Origin of the sequence: Jatrophihabitans sp., from assembly GCF_035474675.1 — a bacterium.
Taxonomy (GTDB): domain Bacteria; phylum Actinomycetota; class Actinomycetes; order Mycobacteriales; family Jatrophihabitantaceae; genus Jatrophihabitans_A.
The window spans coordinates 1-20,746 of the sequence record NZ_DATINC010000076.1 but is presented as its reverse complement, the minus strand read 5'-3'; the positions used below and the strand labels follow the sequence as shown (position 1 = coordinate 20,746).

The 20,746-nt window shown below is 72.4% G+C and carries 19 protein-coding genes and 1 other RNA gene; 7 read left to right on the top strand and 13 right to left on the bottom strand.

From position 1 onward, the window contains the following. Positions 1-20 precede the first annotated feature (20 nt). Positions 21-1,277: a L,D-transpeptidase gene (locus tag VLJ82_RS09470; protein WP_408663093.1), complete on the bottom strand. Its 1,257-nt coding sequence runs from the start codon at positions 1,275-1,277 to the stop codon at positions 21-23. Positions 1,278-1,474: 197 nt separating this feature from the next. Between VLJ82_RS09470 and VLJ82_RS09465 the strand changes: the two genes are divergently transcribed. Both VLJ82_RS09465 and panB read left to right on the top strand, forming a co-directional pair. After that, complete coding sequence (locus VLJ82_RS09465; RefSeq protein WP_408663092.1) at positions 1,475-3,205, top strand: NAD+ synthase; 1,731 nt, start codon at positions 1,475-1,477, stop codon at positions 3,203-3,205. A gap of 183 nt (positions 3,206-3,388) precedes the next feature. Beyond that, positions 3,389-4,222: a 3-methyl-2-oxobutanoate hydroxymethyltransferase gene (gene panB, locus VLJ82_RS09460; RefSeq protein WP_408663091.1), complete on the top strand. Its 834-nt coding sequence runs from the start codon at positions 3,389-3,391 to the stop codon at positions 4,220-4,222. A 90-nt stretch (positions 4,223-4,312) separates the two neighbouring features. Here the strand turns inward: panB and VLJ82_RS09455 are convergent, their stop codons facing one another. From VLJ82_RS09455 to rnpB, 6 genes are all read right to left on the bottom strand, one after another. Further along, the gene (locus VLJ82_RS09455; RefSeq protein ID WP_408663090.1) at positions 4,313-4,543 is read right to left on the bottom strand and encodes a hypothetical protein; all 231 of its coding nucleotides are present in this window, start codon (positions 4,541-4,543) and stop codon (positions 4,313-4,315) included. A 102-nt stretch (positions 4,544-4,645) separates the two neighbouring features. Beyond that, positions 4,646-4,897 (bottom strand): DUF4242 domain-containing protein, encoded by a 252-nt coding sequence (locus tag VLJ82_RS09450; protein ID WP_408663089.1) that lies wholly within the window; start codon positions 4,895-4,897, stop codon positions 4,646-4,648. Positions 4,898-5,080: 183 nt separating this feature from the next. Beyond that, on the bottom strand, positions 5,081-5,554 hold the full coding sequence (locus tag VLJ82_RS09445; protein ID WP_408663088.1) for a helix-turn-helix transcriptional regulator: 474 nt from the start codon (positions 5,552-5,554) through the stop codon (positions 5,081-5,083). Next, complete coding sequence (locus VLJ82_RS09440) at positions 5,509-7,659, bottom strand: ATP-binding protein (RefSeq protein ID WP_408663087.1); 2,151 nt, start codon at positions 7,657-7,659, stop codon at positions 5,509-5,511. The genes VLJ82_RS09445 and VLJ82_RS09440 overlap by 46 nt, the downstream gene beginning before the upstream one ends. A gap of 71 nt (positions 7,660-7,730) precedes the next feature. Next, positions 7,731-7,922 carry a hypothetical protein gene (locus VLJ82_RS09435; protein ID WP_408663086.1) on the bottom strand — a complete coding sequence of 64 codons (192 nt, stop codon included), beginning with the start codon at positions 7,920-7,922 and terminating at the stop codon, positions 7,731-7,733. Positions 7,923-7,988: 66 nt separating this feature from the next. Beyond that, an RNA gene (rnpB, locus tag VLJ82_RS09430) (RNase P RNA component class A) lies at positions 7,989-8,399 on the bottom strand. 229 nt (positions 8,400-8,628) lie between these two features. On the opposite strand from rnpB, the gene VLJ82_RS09425 reads away from it, so the two are divergent. Further along, on the top strand, positions 8,629-9,873 hold the full coding sequence (locus VLJ82_RS09425) for an SLC13 family permease (RefSeq protein ID WP_408663085.1): 1,245 nt from the start codon (positions 8,629-8,631) through the stop codon (positions 9,871-9,873). Between the two features lie 28 nt (positions 9,874-9,901). Here the strand turns inward: VLJ82_RS09425 and VLJ82_RS09420 are convergent, their stop codons facing one another. Genes VLJ82_RS09420 through VLJ82_RS09410 form a run of 3 tightly spaced genes read right to left on the bottom strand, consistent with a single transcriptional unit; the run spans position 9,902 to position 13,082 of the window. Next, positions 9,902-11,122, bottom strand: coding sequence for a bifunctional RNase H/acid phosphatase (locus VLJ82_RS09420; protein WP_408663084.1), 1,221 nt, complete (start codon positions 11,120-11,122; stop codon positions 9,902-9,904). Then, positions 11,119-11,859, bottom strand: a complete 741-nt coding sequence (locus VLJ82_RS09415) for a zinc ribbon domain-containing protein (RefSeq protein WP_408663083.1) — start codon at positions 11,857-11,859, stop codon at positions 11,119-11,121. Before VLJ82_RS09415 ends, VLJ82_RS09420 begins: the two co-directional genes overlap by 4 nt. Beyond that, positions 11,856-13,082 carry a Nif3-like dinuclear metal center hexameric protein gene (locus VLJ82_RS09410; protein ID WP_408663082.1) on the bottom strand — a complete coding sequence of 409 codons (1,227 nt, stop codon included), beginning with the start codon at positions 13,080-13,082 and terminating at the stop codon, positions 11,856-11,858. The genes VLJ82_RS09415 and VLJ82_RS09410 overlap by 4 nt, the downstream gene beginning before the upstream one ends. 103 nt (positions 13,083-13,185) lie before the next feature. On the opposite strand from VLJ82_RS09410, the gene VLJ82_RS09405 reads away from it, so the two are divergent. Then, the gene (locus tag VLJ82_RS09405; RefSeq protein ID WP_408663081.1) at positions 13,186-13,842 is read left to right on the top strand and encodes an alpha-ketoglutarate-dependent dioxygenase AlkB; all 657 of its coding nucleotides are present in this window, start codon (positions 13,186-13,188) and stop codon (positions 13,840-13,842) included. A 10-nt stretch (positions 13,843-13,852) separates the two neighbouring features. On the opposite strand, the gene VLJ82_RS09400 is transcribed toward VLJ82_RS09405, so the two are convergent. The 3 genes from VLJ82_RS09400 to VLJ82_RS09390 all read right to left on the bottom strand — a co-directional run bounded on the left by VLJ82_RS09400 (position 13,853) and on the right by VLJ82_RS09390 (position 18,360). Continuing rightward, the gene (locus tag VLJ82_RS09400) at positions 13,853-15,013 is read right to left on the bottom strand and encodes a HoxN/HupN/NixA family nickel/cobalt transporter (protein WP_408663080.1); all 1,161 of its coding nucleotides are present in this window, start codon (positions 15,011-15,013) and stop codon (positions 13,853-13,855) included. Between the two features lie 114 nt (positions 15,014-15,127). Then, on the bottom strand, positions 15,128-16,654 hold the full coding sequence (locus VLJ82_RS09395) for a glycerophosphodiester phosphodiesterase (protein ID WP_408663079.1): 1,527 nt from the start codon (positions 16,652-16,654) through the stop codon (positions 15,128-15,130). 68 nt (positions 16,655-16,722) lie between these two features. Next, positions 16,723-18,360 (bottom strand): ABC-F family ATP-binding cassette domain-containing protein, encoded by a 1,638-nt coding sequence (locus tag VLJ82_RS09390; RefSeq protein ID WP_408663078.1) that lies wholly within the window; start codon positions 18,358-18,360, stop codon positions 16,723-16,725. An 84-nt stretch (positions 18,361-18,444) separates the two neighbouring features. Here VLJ82_RS09390 and VLJ82_RS09385 point away from each other — a divergent pair, with 84 nt between their 5' ends. The 3 genes from VLJ82_RS09385 to VLJ82_RS09375 all read left to right on the top strand — a co-directional run. Next, positions 18,445-18,783: a cupin domain-containing protein gene (locus tag VLJ82_RS09385; RefSeq protein WP_408663077.1), complete on the top strand. Its 339-nt coding sequence runs from the start codon at positions 18,445-18,447 to the stop codon at positions 18,781-18,783. Positions 18,784-18,863: 80 nt separating this feature from the next. Then, positions 18,864-19,643: a hypothetical protein gene (locus tag VLJ82_RS09380; RefSeq protein ID WP_408663076.1), complete on the top strand. Its 780-nt coding sequence runs from the start codon at positions 18,864-18,866 to the stop codon at positions 19,641-19,643. Between the two features lie 207 nt (positions 19,644-19,850). Continuing rightward, the coding region (locus tag VLJ82_RS09375) for an inosamine-phosphate amidinotransferase 1 (RefSeq protein WP_408663075.1) at positions 19,851-20,746 on the top strand (896 nt) is incomplete at its 3' end.

Genomic DNA, 20,746 nt, shown 5'->3' with positions numbered 1-20,746 from the left:
AGCGAATGGAGGGTCGGCGCTCAGGCGGCGCCGTCGGCCACCCACTTGGCCCAGGAGACGTTCCAGTACCCGGAGTTCCACTCCGCCAGGGTCCGGCCGGTGTTGCGGACGTCGACGATGTCGCCGGGGACGGAGAAGTCGTAGAACCAGTACGCGTTGGCCGGCGAGACGTTGAGGCAGCCGTGCGAGACGTTGACCTTGCCCTGCTGGGCGACCGACCAGTCCGCCCAGTGCACGTACTCGCCGTCGTAGCTGATCCGCACGCCCACCGGCACCTTGGTGCGGTAGGCGTTCTCGCCCTTGCTCAGCCCGAAGGAGGCCGAGTTCATGTCGATGTCCTTCTCGCCGCCCACCACCACGTGCGGTCCGGAGTTGGTGCGCAGGTCGATCAGGCCGTGGTCGCCGGGAATGCGGACGTCGCGCCCCATCGAGGTCGGGATGGTGCGGACCAGCTTGTCGTTGGAGTACACCTTGATCATCTTGTTGCGGTTGTCGGCGATCGAGACGTGCTTGGCGCCGACCCGGAACCAGGTGCTGACATCGGCCTGCCCGTAGAGCGAGTTGCCGAAGTCCTTGCCGTAGACCTTGGCGGTGACCGTCACCTTGGTGCCCGGCTTGAGGTAGTTCTTGGTGCGCCAGTACACGTTCGAGTCGTCCAGCCAGCTGAACGCCCCGACCTGGGCGGGCACCGTCTGCACGCTCAGCGCGGCCTGGGCGGCCTTGCGGTCGGGAATCGGCTCGTCGAAGTGCACCCGCACCACCTGCCCGACGCCGAAGGTGACGCCGGGGTTGACGGCGCCGCCGGCCGCGGTCTGGATGTAGGGCATGGTCATGTTGGCGGGCTTGAGGGTGCTGAAGGTGCTGTCGCTGGTGGTGAGCTGGCCGGCCGGGTTGACCGCGCTGGCCTGCAGCCGGTACGAGCGGTCGTAGCCGAGCACCTCGGCCGACGACCAGGACTGCTTGTCGGCCGCCAGCGTCCCCTTGACCTGCTTGCCCTCGAAGTTGGTGAGGCTGACCGCCGACAGCGACCCGCCGGTCACCGCGATCTTGACCGGGGTCACCGGGTTGACCTCGGTGGCGTTGCTGGCCGGGGTGAGGTGGAACACCGCGGGCGCCGTCTGGGGCACGCTGGAGGACGCCGAGGCGGTGCCGGGCGCGCCGGTGTTCGGCCCGCCCGCCGCGTCCGGGGTCTCCTTCTTCTGCGAGCAGGCGGTCAGCAGCACGGCGGCCAGCAGCAGAGAAACCGCCGCCGCCGTCTTGTCCCGGTAACCCGCCACTACCCGTTCCTTCCAGCCCGCGTCGCCGCCGCCGGCTGGATGAGGGCCCGCGTCGCGCCACCATTGTGACTTACTTTCAGAGGCATCGCGGCCACGGCTCGATACGAAACGATCTCAGAACCACATCAGAAACGAACGGGATCAGATCACAGCGGCCGGACCGCGACGCCGGCCGCCGGACGCGGCAGACTGAGGGGGTGAGCGTCCTGCGGATAGCCCTGGCCCAAGTCGATCTGGTGGTCGGCGACCTGGACGGCAACTGCGCCATGGTGCGCGACCGGGTCCGGCAGGCGGCCGCGGCCGGCGCCCAGCTGGTGGTCTTTCCGGAGATGACGCTGACCGGCTACCCGCCGGAGGACCTGGTGCTGCGCCGGTCGTTCCGGCGGGCCTCGTGCGCGGCGCTGACCGCGCTGGCTACCGATCTCGCCGCCGCCGGGCACGGCGGCCTGGGCGTGGTGGTGGGGTACCTGGACACCGACGGCGGGCCCCGCAACGCCGCCGCCTTCCTGCAGGACGGCCAGGTGGTGGCCCGCTACTTCAAGCACCACCTGCCCAACTACGGGGTCTTCGACGAGGACCGCTACTTCAAGGCCGGCGACCAGCTGACCGTGGTCCGGTTCGGCGACCTCGACATCGGCCTGACCATCTGCGAGGACGTCTGGCAGGACGGCGGCCCGTTCGCCGCCGCCGCGGTCGCCGAGGTGGGCCTGCTGGTCAACATCAACGGCTCGCCGTACGAGCGCAACAAGGACGACGTCCGGCTGACGCTGCTGCAGCGCCGGGCCGTCGAGGCGCGCTCGGCGGTGGTCTACGTCAACCAGTGCGGCGGCCAGGACGAGCTGGTCTTCGACGGCGACTCCTTCGTGGTGGACGCCGACGGCACCCTGCTGGCCCGGGCGCCGCAGTTCACCGAGGGGCTGTACCTGGTCGAGCTGGACCTGCCGGTCAGCACCGGCAACACCGCCACCCGGGCCGGCGAGCTGGCGGTGGCCCGCTACCGCGCCCCGCTGCCGCCGGTCCCGGTCACCGGCCCGCTGGCCGAGCCGCTCGGCATCGCCGAGCGGGTGCCGGACGAGGCCGAGGTGTGGGGTGCCCTGGTGACCGGCACCCGGGACTACGCCGTCAAGAACGGCTTCTCCTCGGTGGTGCTGGGGATGAGCGGCGGCATCGACTCCGCGGTGGTGGCCGCGATCGCCGCCGACGCGATCGGCGGGGAGAACGTCTACGGGGTGGCGCTGCCCAGCGACTACTCCTCCGAGCACTCGCTGTCCGACGCGGTGCAGCTGGCCGCCAACCTGGGCGCGCCGCTGCAGACGGTGCCGATCGCGCCGATGGTGAGCGCCTTCGTGGAGTCGCTGAAGCTGACCGGGCTGGCGGAGGAGAACGTGCAGGCCCGGGTGCGCGGCACCACGCTGATGGCGCTGTCCAACCAGCACGGGCACCTGGTGCTGGCCACCGGCAACAAGAGCGAGCTGTCGGTCGGCTACTCGACGATCTACGGCGACGCGGTGGGCGGCTTCGCCCCAATCAAGGACGTGCCCAAGACCCTGGTCTGGCAGCTGGCCCGCTGGCGCAACGCCGAGGCGGTGCGCCGCGGCGAGCAGCCGCCGATCCCGGAGAACTCGATCAGCAAGCCGCCGTCGGCCGAGCTGCGGCCCGGCCAGCTGGACACCGACTCGCTGCCCGACTACGAGCTGCTGGACCGGATCCTGGCGCTCTACGTCGACTCCGACGCCGGCTTCGACGACCTGCTGGCGGCCGGGTTCGACGAGGAGCTGGTGACCCGGGTGGCCCGGATGACCGACGCCGCGGAGTGGAAGCGGCGGCAGTACCCACCCGGTCCCAAGATCAGCCTCAAGGCCTTCGGCAAGGACCGGCGGCTGCCGATCACCAACCGCTGGCGCGAGCACGGCCCAGCCGCTGACTGAGACCCGGCCGTCGTCGTGGTGGGACCGCCGGAGAGCACGATCCGAGAAATATTAGGACGTCCGAGTAGTAGGTGACGAAGCTCTCCCCCGGTTTTCAACCGGACCGGGCAGGAGCACCATGTACATGTCCACCTACCGCCCGGGGACCGGCGTGCCGGCCTCGAGGAACCCAGAGGACCCGACATGAGCGACCCGCTCTACGGCGGCACATCGACCCGCCGCGTCACCATCCGCGATCTGCAGAACGCCAAGCTGTCCGGCGACCGCTGGCCGATGCTGACCGCCTACGACTACACCACCGCCCGGATCTTCGACGGTGCCGGCGTGCCGGTGCTGCTGGTCGGTGACTCCGCCGCGAACGTGGTGTACGGCTACGACACCACCGTCCCGGTCACTGTCGAGGAGCTGCTGCCGCTGGTACGGGCGGTGGTCCGGGGCTCCAGCCGGGCGCTGGTGGTCGCGGACCTGCCGTTCGGCAGCTACCAGGCCTCGCCCGAGCAGGCGCTGGAGACCGCCACCCGGTTCCTCAAGGAGGGCGGCGCGCAGGCCGTCAAGCTCGAGGGCGGAGCCCGGGTCGCGCCGCAGGTCCAGCTGCTCAGCTCGGCCGGCATCCCGGTGATGGCCCACATCGGGCTGACCCCGCAGTCGGTGAACACGCTGTCCGGCTACCGGGTGCAGGGCCGCGGCGACGAGGCCGGCCACCGGCTGCTGGAAGACGCCCACGCGCTGCAGGAGGCCGGCGCCTTCGCCGTGGTGATGGAGGTGGTGCCGGCGGACCTGGCCAAGAAGATCACCCACGATCTGACCATTCCCACCATCGGCATCGGCGCCGGCGTCGAGTGCGATGCCCAGGTGCTGGTCTGGCAGGACATGGCCGGCCTGCGGGCCGACGGCAAGCCCGCCAAGTTCGTCAAGCAGTACGCCGACCTGACCGGGGTGCTGACCGAGGCCACCCATGCCTTCGCTGCCGAGGTGCAGGCCGGCACCTACCCGGGCGCCGAGCACAGCTACCACTGAAACCCAGCTGGGCCCGTCGCGGGTGTGATATCCCCCGGTCGCTGTCGGGACCGGGCGATATCACACAGCTAGGAGTGCGAGCCCCGGTGGTCAGCAGGGACTGATCGCGCACGGCTCCGGACGGATGCCGGTCTCCGCGGCGAACCGGGCCCTGCGCGGCTCGATCCGGTGCGCGGCGGCGTGCAACGCCACCGCCAGCAGGTGTCGGGGCCGCGGGGTCCGCACGCTGCGGGCGTCGCGGACCAGGTTGTGGTGCTGGGCCTCCCGGATCAGGTCAGCGTGCCTGAGCCGGGCCAGCTCACCGTTCCCGTTGTACAACATGTTCCTCTCTCGCATTCTGGGCCGGCTGGCGTGCGGCTCGCGCCGAGCCGCACACCAGCCCACACCCCGTGGTGGATCACTCGTCCCCGGTGGCTGGATCGATCACTCGCCCTCGGAGACCTGGAAGATCTCGTCGGCGACCAGGCCGTGCGCCTCGCGGTGCACGGTGTTGGCCGCCTCCGCGCTCGGGGCGTCGACCAGGCAGAAGATCTTGCCCTGGCCCTCGTCCACCCAGTAGCGCAGGTAGTGCACGCCGTGCTCGTCCTGGGTCTCCAGGTCCGCGGCGTGTGCCTTGGCCACGTCCTCGCCCGTCACCGGGCCGCCCAGGTTGTGCACATCCATGAACAGTGCCATTGCGTGTGGCTTCCTCTCGGGTTCCCGCGGGCCCCGTGCCCGCAGGAAGAAGTCAACGCCGGCGGGCCGCCGCGCACATCGGGCGCGTTCCCTAAGTTGGCCCGCAGCGAACCGGGCATCGGCCGGGCTTAACCGGGCAGCGACTCGGGCATTCACCGGGCTTAACCGGGCAGCGACCCGGCACTACGGCGTGACGAGGCCCTGCCGGATCGCGGCCGCCACCGCCCGCGAGCGGGTCGGCTCGCCCAGCTTGCGCAGCACCGACGAGACGTGGTGGCCCACCGTCTTCTCCGACAGGAAGAGCTGGTCGGCCATGTCGGCGTTGGACAGCCCGTCGACCAGCAGCCGCAGCACGTCGATCTCGCGCCCGGTCAGGCCGACCGGGTTGGCCAGGCTCGCGGTGCGCGGCCCGCGCGGCACCGGCAGGCAGGCGGCGTGCCGGTCCCGCAGGATGGCCTGCCGGGTCGCGGTGGCGCCCAGGGAGTCCACCAGCTCCAGCGCCTGCCGGGCCGCCGCCAGCTGCGGTGACCTGGCCAGCGCCAGCGCGGTCCACAGCGGGTAGCCCAGCGCCTGCCACTCGTCGGCGGCGGCCTGCCACTGGCCGTCGAGCATCAGCGCGTACGGCCGGGCAACCGGCACCGGCGACTCGCGGCGCACGCCGGCCACCGCCAGCCACCAGCTGAGCTCGCCGAGATCCCAGGCCTGCGGGTACTGCAGCTCGGCCTGCCAGGCCCGGTCGATCTCGACGACGATCTGCTCCGGCCGGCCGGCCAGCCACGCTGCCTCCGCCCGAGCCGCCGCGACCGGCACCAGCCGCTGGGTCTCCTGGGTGGGGTGGCCAGTTCCAGCGCCTCGGCGAGCAGCCCGGACGCCTCCTCGCCGCGCCGGGCGGCCAGCTGGCCGGCGACCACGGTCACCAGGATCCGGGTGGTCGGTGCCAGCTGGAACTTGCACAGCACCTGGCGTACCAGCTCGTCGGCCTCCGGATACCGACCCTGCTCGGCCAGGACGTTGGCCAGCACCGCGCTCATGTACAGCCGCCAGGAGTCCAGGCCGCGCTCGGTGCTGTGCTCGATGCCCGCGCGCAGGTGCCGCTCGGCCTCGGCGAACCGGTGGCGGTTGACGGCGGTGCCGCTCAGGTTGGTGTAGGCCCGGGCGGCGTGCTCGTGAGCGTCGATGGACAGCGCCAGGTCCAGGCTGCGGGCCAGCCGGGTGGCGCCCTCCAGCGGGTCACGGTAGCTGCTCAGCGCGGTGCCCATGTTGTTCAGGGCGTGGATCTCCGGCATCAGCTCGCCGATCCGGCGGGCCAGCTCCACGGCCCGGTTGCCCCAGGACACCGCACCGTCCGGGTCGCCGGTCAGCATCTCCAGCTGGGACTGGTTGCTGTAGGCCATCGCCAGCTCCAGCCCGTCGCCGAGCGGTTCCAGGGTCTGGATCGCCAGCCCGGCGTAGCGCCGGCTGTCGGAGTTGCGGCCGAGGAACCACGACAGCCGGGACAGCCAGCGCTGGGCCGTGCCGACGGCGGCGGTGTCACCGAGCTGCTCGGCCAGCTCCATCGCCGCGTGCCGGGCGGCGAAGGCCTCCTGCAGCTGGTCGGTCAGGTAGCACTCGTAGGACAGCGCCGCGAGCAACTGGGCCCGGGTGGCCGCGTCGTCGGGATCGGCGAACCGCAACGCCAGCCGGTACTGCTCGGCCGCCTCCCGGTGCGCGCCGAGCCGGGCCGCCCGGGCGGCGGCCCGCGGCGCGTGCAGCAGCACGCAGTCCCGGTCCCCGGCGCCGGCGGCGTGGTGGGCCAGCTGCCGGTCGTCCCCGCCGGAGGCCAGCAGGGCCCGCAGCGCCGCGGTGTGCAACGCGGTGCGGACCGCCGGCGACAGGGTCTGCTCGACGGCGAGGCGGGCCAGCTCGTGCCGGAACGCCAAGCCCGGACCGGGGCCGACCAGCATGCCGCGTTCGACGCACTCGTCCACCGCCACCGCGGGCTGGCCGGACACCGCCACCAGCAGCTCCAGCTCGGCCCGTGGCCCCAGCACCGCGGCCGCCGCCAGCACCTGCCGGGCCCGCGGCGAGAGCCGGGACGCCCGGGCCAGCACCGCGTCGCGCACCGTGGCCGGCACGCTCTGCTCGCCGCCGGCCAGCACCTCGGTCACGTAGAAGGCGTTGCCGCCGGTGCTGCGGTGCACCTGGTCGGGGTCCAGCGGGGAGCCCGCCGCCTCGATCAGCCGGGACACGCCGGCCACGCTGAGCGGGCCCAGCTGCACCCGCCGGACGCCCGGGGCGGTCGCCAGGTCGCCCAGCACCACGGTGAGCGGATGGCTGCCGACCACCTCGTCGGAGCGGAAGGTGGCCAGCACCAGCAGCGGCATGCCCTCGATCCGCCGGCCCAGGTAGCGCAGGATCTCCAGCGTCGCCTCGTCGGCCCAGTGCACGTCCTCCAGCAGCAACAGGGTCGGCGTCCCGCCCAGCACGGCCCGCAGCCGGCGGAACAGCCGGAGCCGGTTCAGCTCCGCCTCGTCCTCGATCACGGTGCTGAGCTCGGGCACGGCGTCGATCAGCGGGCCGAGCGCGTCGGCGGTGGTCACGTTGTCGCAGCCGCCCCGGCGCACCGTGAGCCGGTCGCCGGCCGCGTCGGCCAGGGCGAGGGCCAGCGACGTCTTGCCGACGCCCGCTTCGCCACCCAGGAAGACCATGCCACCGTGTCCGGCGGCGGCCTGCGCGACGAGCGCGGTCAGGGTGCCGAGCAGGTGGTCTCTCTCGACCAGCACGCCCTCATTGAACTCTCAGGAAGCGGTTCTGGCACTCGGTTTGGACGGTCGCGCTGACCCGTGCCCTGCGCTCAGCCGTCCCAAGCGGCGTCCTCGGCGTCGTAGCGGCGGTTGCGCTCGGCGATGGTGTCCAGCGCCTTCGCAGCTTCGGCCTCGGTGTCGAACGGGCCGATCCGCTGGTGGCTGCCGCAGCCGTCGAACTGCTCGACGGTGGAGTGCTTCTGGCAGTACCAGTACGTGCCGGTCAGGTCCTCGGTACTCATCGGCGCCTCCTGTCGGACCGACCTCGGCGGGTCGGGAGTCCGGCTTCACGCTAGCCGAGAGGGCGACGGACGAGCCAACCTGTAAGCCGGGTCCTGTGGACGGAGGGGAATCCCTCCGAACGGCGACCATCCATCTCGGCCTGCCGTCGCCGGCAGGCTCTAGCAGTCCACCCGCAGGCTCGGGCGAGCAGCCCTCGAACGCCTGCGCAGCGGCCCGGCACGCCGGGCCACCTCTTGACCTTGCTCCGGGTGGGGTTTACCGAGCCATCCCGGTCACCCGGGATGCTGGTGGTCTCTTACACCACCGTTTCACCCTTACCGGCCGGCCGGGCACGCCCGGACCGTCCGGCGGTCTGTTTTCTGTGGCACTGTCCCGCGGGTCACCCCGGGTTGCCGTTAGCAACCACCCTGCTCTGTGGAGCCCGGACTTTCCTCGGCAGCCTGCTGGCAGGCTGACGCGGTCGCCCGGTCGGCTCGTCCGCCGCCAGGCCATGGTAGCGCCGGACCGGCGGCAGGCCGGCACCGCCAGGTCCGCTGGTTCCCGATCCGCGGGCGGTCTCGTATCCGATCCGAATGCCTGGGCGATCGAATCGGATACGAGATACCCAGGAACGCGGGCTGTCAGCTCCGAGCATTGGGCAGAACACCCACAGCACGTCACTACTGTGGGACGGGTGGCAGCCCCTCGCACCGGACGACGGCGCGGGTGAGCGGCTTCGCCCTGGCGGCCGGGCTGGCGCTGCTCGCGGTGTGCCTGGCTGCCGCGGTGGCCCGCCCGCGCGGGATCAGCGAGGCAGTGGTCGGGGTGCCGTGCGCCCTGCTGGCGCTGCTGGTCGGGGTCACCGACCTGCCTACTGCCCGGCACAGCGTCGCAGGCCTGGCTCCGACCGTGGCGTTCCTGGCCGCGATCCTGGCCTTCGGCCGGCTGTGCGCCGACGCCGGGGTGTTCAGCTACCTGGGCAGCGTGACCGCCCGGCTGAGCGGCGGCGTGCCGACCCGGCTGCTCGGGCTGGTGGTGGCGTTCGCCGCGCTGGTCACCGCCACCCTCACCCTGGACGCCACCGTGGTGCTGGTGACCCCGGTGGTGCTGGCCACCACCGTCCGGCTGGCCGTGCCGGCCCGGCCGCACAGCTATGCCTGCGCGCACCTGGCCAATTCCGGTTCGCTGCTGCTGCCGGTGTCAAACCTGACCAACCTGCTCGCCTTCACCGCCAGCGGGCTGAGCTTCGCCAGGTTCGCCGCGGTGATGACGCTGCCCTGGCTGCTGGCCTGCACGCTGGACTGGACGTCGCTGCGGCTGGCGTTCCGCCGGGACCTGGCGGCGGCGGCCAGGCCCGGGCCCGAGCCGCCCGCTCCGCCGGTCGGCGCCCTGGTGGTGCTGGCGTCGACCGTGGCCGGCTTCGTGGCCACCACGGCGGTGGGCATCGCGCCGGCCTGGGCGGCGCTGGCCGGGGTGCTGGCGCTGGCGGTGCCCGCGCTGCTGCACGGGCAGCTCACCCCGGCCGGCCTGGTGCGGGCGGCCAGTCCCGGATTCTGCGCGTTCGTGCTGAGCCTGGGCGTGCTGGTGGCCGGGGTGCTGCACTCCGGAGCCGAGCGCCCGCTGCGCCAGCTGATCCCGTCCGGCACCGGCCTGCTGGCCACGCTGGCGCTGGCGCTGCTGGCCGCGGTGCTGGCCAACCTGGTCAACAACCTGCCGACCACCCTGGCCCTGCTCCCGCTGGTGGCCGGTTCCCCACTGGCGGTGCTGGCCGTGCTGGTCGGGGTGAACCTCGGCCCGAACGCCACCTTCCCCGGATCGCTGGCGACCCTGCTGTGGCGGCGCGCCCTGCCTGCCGCGGACCGGCCGCGGCCGGTTGAGTTCCATGCGCTGGGACTGCTGTCCACCCCGCTGATCGTCCCCGCGGTGGCCGCGGTGCTGTGGCTGGTGGCCGGGCCGTTCCACCTGCGCTGACAGCTGAAACGGCTGGGGCAGCTGAGGGTCAGACCGGCGGGCCGGCCAGGTGCGCGGTGTCGTTGAACGACTGCAGCGACACCGGCCCGTCGGCGTAGTAGTCGATGGCGCAGATCGAGGCCGGCCCCAGGAACATCCGGTGCAGCGCGGTGGCCGGGGCGTCCAACGCCAGCCGCACCAGGATCTTGATCGGCGAGACGTGCGAGACCACGACCACCGTCTTGCCGGTGTGCTGGGCCAGGATCCGGTCCCGGGCCCGCCGGACCCTGCGGGTCACCGTCTCGAACGACTCACCGGACGGCGGCGCCACCGCCGGGTCGGCCAGCCAGCGGGCGAGCTCAGCCGGCCAGCGCTGGCGCACCTCGTCGTAGGTGTAGCCGTCCCAGTCGCCGAAGTCGGTCTCGATCATGCCGTCCTCGATCAGCACCTGCAGGCCGAGCCGGTCGGCGATCTGCTGCGCGGTCTGCCGGGTCCGGCGCAGCGGCGAGGAGACCAGCACGTCGACCGGGCCGAGCTGGGCGATCCGGCCGGCCGCCAGCCGGGCCTGCTGCTGGCCGTCCGGGGTCAGCTCCAGGTCCGAGCGGCCGGCGAACCGGCGTTCCACGGAGTAGGCGGTCACCCCGTGCCGGACCAGCAACAGCCGGGTGGGGGTGGTCTGCGGCGGCACCCAGGCACCGGTGACATCGGCCGGCAACTCCTCCTGCACCGCCTCGGCAGGCTCGCGGGGCAGCCCCGCTTCGGCGGGCTCGCGGTGCTGCACCGCCCGGGCCCGTTCGGCGGCCGGAACAGGAGTGTCCGGAACAGGAGTGTCCGGAGCGGAGGCGGCCGCGGCGTCCATCGCCTCGTTGGCGAGCCGGTCGGCGTGGCGGTTGCGCTCCCGCGGAATCCACTCGTAGCTGACCCGGTCGAAACCGGCCGCGAGCTCGGTGGCCTGCCGGTGCAGCGGGCGCATCGCCTCGTGCTTGACCCGCCAGCGCCCGGCCATCTGCTCGATGACCAGGTTGGAGTCCAGCTGCACCCGCACCTCGGTGGCGCCCAGCTCGGCCGCCGCGGCCAGGCCGGCGATCAGGCCGTGGTACTCGGCGACGTTGTTGGTGGCGAAGCCGATGGCCGCCTTGCGCTCGGCCAGCGGAGCACCGGTCCCGGCGTCCAGCACCACCGCGCCGTAGCCGGCCGGGCCGGGATTGCCGCGCGAGCCGCCGTCGGCCTGCACCACCACCCGAAGGCCACTCGATGGGGCCGCGGTCACAGCCCCGACTCGGGAGTGCGCACCAGGATGCGCCGGCAGTTGTCGCAGCGCAGCACGTCCTCGGGCTTGGCGGCCCGGACCGCGCTCAGCTCGGAACCGGACAGCTCCAGCCGGCAGCCCTCGCAGCGCCGTTGCCGCAGCATCGCCGCGCCGACCCCGCCGTTGACCTCGCGGACCTTGTCGTAGAGCGCCAGCAGGTCGGCCGGCAGGCCGCCGGCCAGCTCCGCCCGCTCGGCCTGGCGCTGGCTGGCCGAGGCGTCGATCTCGCCGTACGCCGCGTCCCGGGCCGTCTCGGCGGCCGACCGGTCGGCCAGCACCCCTGCCAGCTCGGACCGCAGCTGCTCGACCTGCCCCTCGGAGGTCTCGCGGGTCTCCATCACCTCCAGCAGCTCGTCCTCCAGCACGCCCTGCCGGCGGGCCAGCGAGGTGACCTCGTGCTGCAGGCCGGCGATCTCCTTGGCCGGCACCCCCGAGGCGGCCATCCGCTGCTGGTCCTTCTCGGCCCGCTGCCGGACGGTGTCGACGTCGGCCTCCAGCCGGCGCTGCTCGCCGGCGAGGTCGGCCAGCGAGGTCTCGGCGTCGACCAGCCGGGACCGGACGTCGGCCGCGCGCTGGTCGCAGCCGGCGATGGTGGCCAGCTCCGGCAGGGTGCGCCGGCGGTGGGCCAGCTGGGCCAGCATGGTGTCGAGCGCCTGCAGGTCCAGCAGCCGGAGTTGGACGAAGGGATCAGCTTTCACGGGACGTCGATTCGGCTTTCTGGCGCGGGCGGGAAGGTCGGATCGGGCTGGGTGTGGTAGTCAGTCTGCCAGTTATGCATGGTCCACGGGTCGGTGACCTTGGTCGAGACGGTCGTCTCCAGATCGGCGAATTCGTCCCGCAGCAGATCGGCGACCACCGGCAGCCACGGCCACTCGGTCGCCCAGTGCGCCGCGTCCACCAGCGCCATCGGGACGGCGGACAGGTCAGCCGGGCTACCCACCGGGTAGGTCCGTTCGGTGACCGCCTCCAGGGCGCTGTGGTGCTTGAAGTCCGAGGTCAGGTAGACGTCGGCGCCGCGGGACCGGGCAAGCTCGGCGTAGGAGGCGCCGGAGCCGCCGCACACCGCCACCGTCTCGACCCGCTGGTCCGGATGGCCGGCGGCCCGCACCCCCCAGATCGTGCTGGGCAGCCGGGCCGCGACGGCGGCGGTGAACTCGGCCAGCCTGGTCGGCGCGGCCAGCGTCCCGATCCGCCCGGTGCCGGTGCCGGCGGCCAGCCGGGGCTGCTCGGTGAGGACGAAGGCCACCTCCTCGTACGGGTGTGCCGACCTCATCGCGGCCAGCACCGCGGCCCGGCGGTGCCGGGGCAGCACCACCGACAGCGCCAGTTCCGGCTTGCGGGTCAGCGCGCCGATCTCGCCGTCGGCCGGATTCGCCCCGGGCAGCGGCCGGTAACTGCCGTGGCCGGCCACCGTGAAGGTGGCCTGGTCGTAGTTGCCGACCGCGCCGGCGCCGGCCTCGGTCAGCGCCGCGATCAACCGCTCGCAGTCGGCCGGCGGCACGTACACGGTCAGGTGGTCCAGGGCCGGGGCCGGATCCGGGTCCAGCGGCTCGACCGCCCGCAGTCCCAGGCAGTCGGCCAGCGCCTGCGACACCCCGGCCGCGGCCACGTCGGCGTTGGTGTGGGCGACGAAGTGCGCCATCCCGGCCCGGATCATCCGGTGCACCAGCGCCCCCTTGGGGTCGGTGGCCGGCACCCCGTGCACGCCGGACAGCAGCAGCGGATGGTGGGTGAGCAGCAGCTGCGCGCCGGTCTCGACTGCCTCGGCGACGGTGGCCGGCACGCAGTCGACGGCCAGCAGCACCCGCCGCACCGGCTCGGCCGGGTCGCCGCAGGTCAGCCCCACCGCGTCCCAGGACTCCGCGGTCGACGGCGGGTACCAGCCGTCCAGGGCGGCGAGGACGTCGGCGAGGCTCGGCACGGCTGGCAACGCTACTGCCTCCGCCCGCCGGGCCCGGACCGATCCGGAAGCTTTCTCGAGGCCGTTCGAACACACTTTTGATTTCGCGCGGTAGCCTGGTGCCATGTCCGCGGCACTACAGGCCTCGCTTCTGGACCTCACCGACGACATCGCCCTTGGCCCGCTGGGCGGCACCGTCAGCCGGCAGCGGCTGACCGCCGGCGCCTGGCTCGACGTCCGGCGGGGCTGGCTGACCGGCGCCGACGCGCTGTTCGACGTCCTGCTCGCCGACGTGCCCTGGCGGGCCGAGGAGCGCGAGATGTACCAGCGGGTGGTGGCGGTCCCCCGGCTGCTGAGCTTCTACGACGAGGGCGCACCGCTCCCCCATCCAGTGCTGGAGCAGGCCCGCGATCTGCTCAGCGCGCACTACGCCGACGAGCTGGGCGAGCCGTTCCGCACCGCGGGGCTCTGCCTGTACCGGGACGGCCGCGACAGCGTGGCCTGGCACGGCGACCGGATCGGGCGCGGCCGCACCGAGGACACCATGGTGGCGATCCTGTCGGTCGGCGCACCCCGGCCGCTGCTGCTGCGCCCCCGCCCGGGCTCGGCCGCGAGCGGCGGAGCCTCGGCCGGCGGCACGCTGCGGCACAACCTGGGCCACGGCGACCTGGTCGTGATGGGCGGCAGCTGCCAGCGCACCTGGGAGCACGCGGTTCCCAAGACCGGCAAGCCGGTCGGGCCGCGGATCAGCATCCAATTCCGGCCGCGCGGCGTGCGCTAACGGCGGTCTGTCACTCGGCAGGGACTGGCCGTGCTGCCGAATCGCCGACCGCGTCGGCGTAGCGCTCGTCCACCCTGGCCAGCTTGTAGTAGGCGACCGCCCCCAGCCAGGCCAGCAGGAAGACCACCACGATCACCCGGCCGGCGGTGTTGATGTCCAGGCCCGCGATGAAGTCCCACGGCTGCCCGGACAGCTCCAGCTTCTCCGTCAAGAGCCCGAGCACCTCGATCGAGCCGATCACGAACGCCACGAAGATCGACAGCCCGGTGGTGGTGATGTTGTAGTAGATCTTGCGGATCGGGGTCACGAACGCCCAGCTGTACGCCTTGGTCATGAACACCCCGTCGACGGTGTCCATCAGCGACATGCCGGCCGCGAACAGCAGCGGCAGGGACAGGATCGCCAGCGGTGGCAGCGCGACGCCGCTGCCGTTCACCCCGACCGCGGCGGTCGCCGACAGGCCCAGGAAGCCGACCTCGGTGGCGGTGTCGAAGCCCAGCCCGAACAGGATGCCGACCGGGTACATCTGCCAGGAATGGTTTATGAACTTGTTGTAGCGGCCGCGGAAGATCCGGTTCAGCAGCCCCCGGTTGGCCAGCAGCACGTCCAGCTCCTCCGGCTGGTACTGGCCGGCCTTGGCCTTGCGCCACATCCGGACGATGCCCACCAGCACGGCCAGGTTCAGCGCGGCGATCAGGTACAGGAAGCTGGCCGAGACCAGGGTGCCGATGATCCCGCCGGTGCCGGAGAAGCTGGCCTGGAACCGGGTGGCCGCCTTGGCGGCGAAGGCGATCGCGACCGACAGCGCCAGCACGATGCTGGAGTGGCCGAGGGAGAAGAAGAACCCGACGCCGAGCGGCTGCTTGCCCTTCTGCAACAGGTACCGGGTGGTGTCGTCGATCGCTGAGATGTGGTCGGCGTCGAAGGCGTGCCGCAGGCCGAAGCCGTAGGCCAGCGTCGCGGCGCCGGCGAACACCAGGTTGCCCTTGCCGTCGCCGAGCGAGTGGAACTGCGGCTGGGAGTTGTAGTAGTAGAACAACCCGAACCCGGCGATGTGCAGCGCGGCGACGAAGCCGAACAGCGCCAGCAGCCGGCCCACCTCGTCCCGGCTGAAGCTGAGCGTCCGGCCGGTGCTGGTCCGGCCGGGAACCGGCTGGGTTGCTGTGGTCATCCCCGCGCTTCCGCTCGCTTCCCGCCGCGTCCCGCGGCCCGGATCGACGCTAGCGAGGGCCGGACCTTCTTGCAAGTCAGTGGCAATAAGACCGCGAGCCGCGGCGGACGCCGGCTAGCCGACCGTGAACTCGCGCAACGACAGCGCCGCCCGGGGGTCGGAGCTGGACCGCCCGATCGTCAGGTAGCCGCCCCGCGCCGCCGAGTCGTGCACCACCACCTGCTGGGCGTCGGCCAGGTCGGTGCGGCTCCAGATCAGCGACTTCGGCGAGACGTCCAGCCGCAGCGACACCCACTGGCCGGCCTGCACCGACGGGGTGCGGACCTGGCCGAGCAGCTCGTCCGGGGCGGCGGCGCTGTGCCGGTAGATGCGCAGCGTGCCGTCCGGCGACATGGTGGCGTGGTAGCCCTCGCTGAAGCTCATCCCGTCCTCGTAGTACCGGTCGTCGTCGTGGCAGAAGGCCAGCGACAGGGCGGCCGTCGGGTCGGCCGGCAGCCGGCTCCAGGTTGCGGAGAACTTCACCCGGTACTGCGAGGACGCCGCCGGGATCGGGCAGAACTGGCCCAGCGTGACGAACTGCCGGGGGTCGTCGGTGCTCAGGGTGAACTCGTTGATCGAGGTCCAGGCGCCGGCCAGCGATCTGCTGTCGGGCATCTTCGGCTTCTCGCCGGCGCTGATCCGCTTGCTGGACCAGGTGTCGTAGCTGGTGGCGGCGGTGCCGGTGCTGGTGTAGCCGTAGTCGGAGGTGACCGCGCCGCTCACCCCGAGCTCGAAGTAGTGCGCGGCATCGGCGCGCCGGTGGATCGGGTAGACCACCAGCGGCACCCGGTGCGCCTTGGCCGCGGCGATCAGCTCGTCCGGGTAGTAGGTGACGTAGTCGCCGGGGTCGGCCGGCAGCACCAGCAGGTCGTTGCGGTCCAGCCGGGCAGCCGCGGCGGCGATGGTCGTCTCGTTCATGTCCGCCGGGCTGAGGTAGGAGAAGATCCGGAACCCCGCCGCCTTGGCCTCCGGGATCCGGACGCTGGAGTAGTAGGCCTTGACGATCACGCTGTCGGAGAGGTCGAGCCGGCGCACCAGCGCCATCATCGACGGGTAGGCCGCGTCGTCCTTGGCCTCCAGGCAGATCACCACCTTGCCGCCGAACTCCTTGAGCACCGCCTCCAGCCGCGGCACCTCCGGCAGCGGCTCGGCCACCCAGGCCGGGCCCAGCTGCGGCTGCCGGATGCCGATCTTGGCCAGCACCTCCGAGGACTGCTGGGCGATCACGCCCTTGCCGGTGGTGGTGCGGTCGTAGGTCAGGTCGTGCATGCAGATCAGCACCCCGTCGGAGGTCATGTTGACGCTGACCTCCAGGCACGGCGCGCCCATGTCCACCGCGGCGCGGTAGCTGGGCAGGCTGTGCTCGGGATAGACGTCGCCGGCGCCGCGGTGCGCGATCCAGAACGGGGTGCCCCGGTTGGCCGCCCAGGAACGCACCGACGCCGGCCCCGAGCGGGGGCCCCGCGGGGCGGCGGAGGAGGACCGCGGCGCGGTCCCGACCGGGTCGATCGGGGCGGAGCAGGCAGCCAGCAGGCTCAGGCCCAGGCTGCCGCCGAGCGCGCCCAGGAGCTGCCGGCGGCTCAGGTGGGGATCGAAAGGCACCCGTCCAGGTTACCTAACGGAGCCTTTATGCATGACCACCTGGCGGTCTCGGCGCCGTGCCGCCACGGTCAGTCGACGGTCACCGTGCCGGCGTCCACCGCGATCCGCCGGCTGACCCGGACCGCGTCCAGCAGCCGGCGGTCGTGGCTGACCAGCAGCAGCGTGCCGGGATAGCTGTCCAGGGCCTGCTCCAGTTGCTCGATGGCCGGCAGGTCCAGGTGGTTGGTGGGCTCGTCGAGGACCAGCAGGTTGACCCCGCGGCCCTGCAGCAACGCCAGCGCCGCCCGGGTCCGCTCCCCCGGCGACAGGGTGCCCGCCGGCCGGTCGACGTGCGCGGCCCGCAGGCCGAACTTGGCCAGCAACGTCCGGACGTCGGCGTCCGGCCAGTCCGGCAGCAGCCGGCCGAGGGCCTGCGGCAGCGTCTCGTGCTCGGAGATCAGGCCGCGGGCCTGGTCGATCTCGCCCACCAGCACGCCGGCCCCGAGGTGCTGACGTCCCTCGGCCAGCGGCAGCCGTCCCAGCAGGGCGGCCAGCAGGGTGGTCTTGCCGCTGCCGTTGGCGCCGGTGATCGCGATCCGGTCGGCCCAGTCGACCTGCAGGCTGACCGGCCCCAGCCGGAACGGCCCGCGGGTCACCACCGCCCGGTCGAGCACCGCCACCACCGTGCCGGAGCGCGGTGCCGCAGCGATCTGCAGCCGGAGCTCCCACTCCTTGCGCGGCTCGGCCACCACCTCCAGCCGTTCCAGCAGCCGCTCGGTCTGGCGGGCCTTGGCCGCCTGCTTCTCGGTGTTCTCCTGCTGGAACTTGCGGCTGATCTTGTCCGGGTCCCTGCCGGCCTTGCGCCGGGCGTTGCGGGTGCCGTGCTCGAGCCAGTTGCGCTGCATCCGGGCCCGGTCGAGGAGGTCCTGGCGCCGTTCGGCGTTCTCCTCGTAGGCCTCCCGGGCCCGCCGCCGGGCGATGGCGCGCTCGTCGAGGTAGGCCTGGTAGCCGCCGGCGTAGTGCGAGATCTGCTGCTGGGCCAGGTCCAGCTCGACGATCTCGGTGGCGGTGCGGGCCAGGAACTCCCGGTCGTGGCTGACGATCACCTGCCCGGCGCGCTGGGTGCCGACGAACCGCTCCAGCAGCTCCAGCCCGGCCAGGTCCAGGTCGTTGGTCGGCTCGTCCAGGGCGAAGACGTCGAAGCGGGCCAGCAGCAGCGAGGCCAGCGCCGCCCGGGCAGCCTGGCCGCCGGACAGCGAGGTCATCGGCGCCTGCGGGCCGGTGGCCAGGCCCAGCTGGGCCAGCACCGCCGGGATCCGGTCATCCAGGTCCGCGCCGCCGAGCGCCAGCCAGTGGTCGAACGCGGCCGGGTAGTCCGCACCTGCCGGCTCGTCGCCGGCGAGTGCGGCGGCGGCCCGCTCCATCCGCGCGGTCGCCTCGCTCACCCCGGTCCGCCGGCTGAGGAAGCCGGCCAGTGTCTCGCCAGGCCGCCGGTCCGGCTCCTGGGCCAGGTAGCCGACATTGGCCTCGGCCGGCACCCGGGTGATCGAGCCGGTCTCGGGCTGCGCGAGGCCGGCCAGCATCCGCAACAGGGTGGTCTTGCCGGCGCCGTTCGGGCCGACCAGCCCGATCACCGCCCCCGGCGCGACGACCAGGTCCAGTCCCCGGAACAGCCACCGCGGGCCGTAGGCGGCGCTGACGTCGCTGAGGAGGATGGTGGCGCTCACCCCGGCGACGGTAGCCCACCGGGTGACCGGTCTGGTCGGGGTGTGAGACGGTGACGGCACATCTGTCAGGAGGGAACACCCGACATGCAGCTGCTGTCCGAGGCCGGCCGGTTCACCCTGCCGGGCGATGGCGCGCCACGGCACTGGGCGGAGAACTTCCGCACCACACACCTGAGCGTCGGCACCTACTCGGTCCCGCTGGACGGCGCCGACCTGCAGCAGCCGCACACCGAGGATGAGATCTACGTGGTGATCGCGGGCCGGGCCGAGCTGGAGACGCCGACCGACCGGGTGCCGGTCGGGCCGTCCTCGGTGATCTACGTGCCGGCCGGCGAGCCGCACCGGTTCGTCGACCTGACCGAGGCGCTCACCGTGCTGGTGATCTTCGTGCCACCGGAGGGCAGCGCCGGTAGCGTGGGATAGCGGCCTTTGGCCGCCAATGGTACAAGTATCGCGCACTGGGTGAATTTCCCAGCTCCCACCATCCCCCTCGAGGAGTGCGCGTGCCCCGAATCCGTCTGCTGTCCAAGGTGGCCCTGCTGGTGCCGTTGACCGGCGTCCTGCTGGCCGGCATCTCCACCCTCTCGGTCGCCTCGGCCAACGCCGCCGGCACCGTCAACACCAACGGCACCCCGTTGAACGTCCGGGCGACGCCGAGCACCAGCGGCACCATCGTCGGCTCGCTGGCCGACGGGGCCAGCATCTCGATCGACTGCCAGACCTACGGCAGCACGGTCACCGGCACCTACGGCACCTCCGACATCTGGGACCACGTGCCGGCCAAGGGCGGCTATGTCAGCGACACCTACGTCTACACCGGCTCGGACACCCTGGTCGCCCCGCTGTGCAGCGGCACCACCACCAAGACCTGCAAGAGCAGCTACGGCAACCCGCGTACCTGCGCCGAGGCGGTCACCTGGGCCAAGAACCACGTGACCACCAGCTACCACTCCGACTACGCCGGGCGCTGCGACCACGTGATGGCACTGGCCTACGGGTGGTCGGCCAGCGGCTCCACCACCGCGCACGCGCACTGGCTGGCCATCCCGTCGGCCAGCAAGTACCCGGGCGACAGCGTGGTGCCGGCCGGCGGCCTGGCGTTCTTCTCCGGCGGCTCGACCGGCGCCGGCCACGTGATGATCTCGATCGGCGGCGGGTACTTCCTGTCCACCGACATCTCCGGCAGCGGCACCTTCACCAAGACCACCATCGCCGAGATCAAGAGCAAGTGGGGCGAGACCTACTCCGGGTGGGCGCAGCCCTGGTTCCAGATCAACCATTGATCCATTGCCGGAATCCGTTCCACGGGTGACGTTCTGGGGCCCGGCCGGTGCATGCCGCCGGCCGGGCAACCACTGCAGCGGGCACTGCAACGCCTCCCCATAACCTCACGACCTGGCCGTCATCGTGTTTTCCGGCTGCCGGCGGTGACCGGACGTCCCCGGACAGGGGCCGGCCACCGCCCGGCGGACCGGTGTGAGAGGAGCGACATGTCCCTGGTCGACATCCACAACGAGTGGGACCCGCTGGAGGAGGTCATCGTCGGGGTGGTCGACGGCGCCCGGGTACCGTCACCGGACCGGGGGCTGTTCGCCCTGGACTACTGCGAGAACGTCGCCACGCCCGAAGACATCCCCACCGGGCCGTACGACGACCGGGTGATCGAGGAGACCAGGGAGGACCTGGAGGGCCTGGTCGGGCTGCTGGAGTCCGAGGGGGTGACGGTGCGCCGGCCGGAGGTCACCGACCACACCAAGCAGTTCGCCACCCCGGACTGGACCGCGGACGGCGAGTACAACTACTGCCCGCGCGACGTGCTGCTGCCGATCGGCGACACCATCATCGAGACGCCGATGGCCAACCGCACCCGGTACTTCGAGACCTTCGCCTACCGCAACCTGCTGCGCGAGTACTTCGACAGCGGCGCCAACTGGATCTCAGCCCCCAAGCCGCAGCTGCTGGACGACACCTACAACATCCGGCCGGCCGACGGGGTGATCCTCAACGACCACGAGCCGGTCTTCGACGCGGCAAACGTGCTGCGGGTCGGCGAGGACATCCTGTACCTGGTCTCGTGCAGCGGCAACGACCGCGGGCTGCGCTGGCTGCAGCGGGTGCTCGGCGATCGCTACCGGGTGCACGCGGTGCGCGACGTCTATCCCGGCACCCACATCGACACCACCATCACCCTGGTGCGGCCGGGCCTGGTGGTGATCAGCCCGGAGCGGGTCAAGCCCGACCAGGTGCCGGAGATCTTCGCCAACTGGGAGATCCTGTGGTGCCCGGACCTGGTCGACTCCGGCTACGCCTGGGACTACCCGCGGGCCTCGATCTGGCAGGGCATGAACTTCATGATGATCCGGCCGGACCTGGCGGTGGTCTCCGA

Coding starts and splice junctions, on each gene's coding strand:
- panB (WP_408663091.1), top strand. CDS start 3,389: ATGAGCGACCCGCTCTACGGCGGCACATCGACCCGCCGCGTCACCATC.
- VLJ82_RS09405 (WP_408663081.1), top strand. CDS start 13,186: ATGTCCGCGGCACTACAGGCCTCGCTTCTGGACCTCACCGACGACATC.
- VLJ82_RS09400 (WP_408663080.1), bottom strand. CDS start 15,013: ATGACCACAGCAACCCAGCCGGTTCCCGGCCGGACCAGCACCGGCCGG.
- VLJ82_RS09450 (WP_408663089.1), bottom strand. CDS start 4,897: ATGGCACTGTTCATGGATGTGCACAACCTGGGCGGCCCGGTGACGGGC.
- VLJ82_RS09385 (WP_408663077.1), top strand. CDS start 18,445: ATGCAGCTGCTGTCCGAGGCCGGCCGGTTCACCCTGCCGGGCGATGGC.
- VLJ82_RS09455 (WP_408663090.1), bottom strand. CDS start 4,543: ATGTTGTACAACGGGAACGGTGAGCTGGCCCGGCTCAGGCACGCTGAC.
- VLJ82_RS09435 (WP_408663086.1), bottom strand. CDS start 7,922: ATGAGTACCGAGGACCTGACCGGCACGTACTGGTACTGCCAGAAGCAC.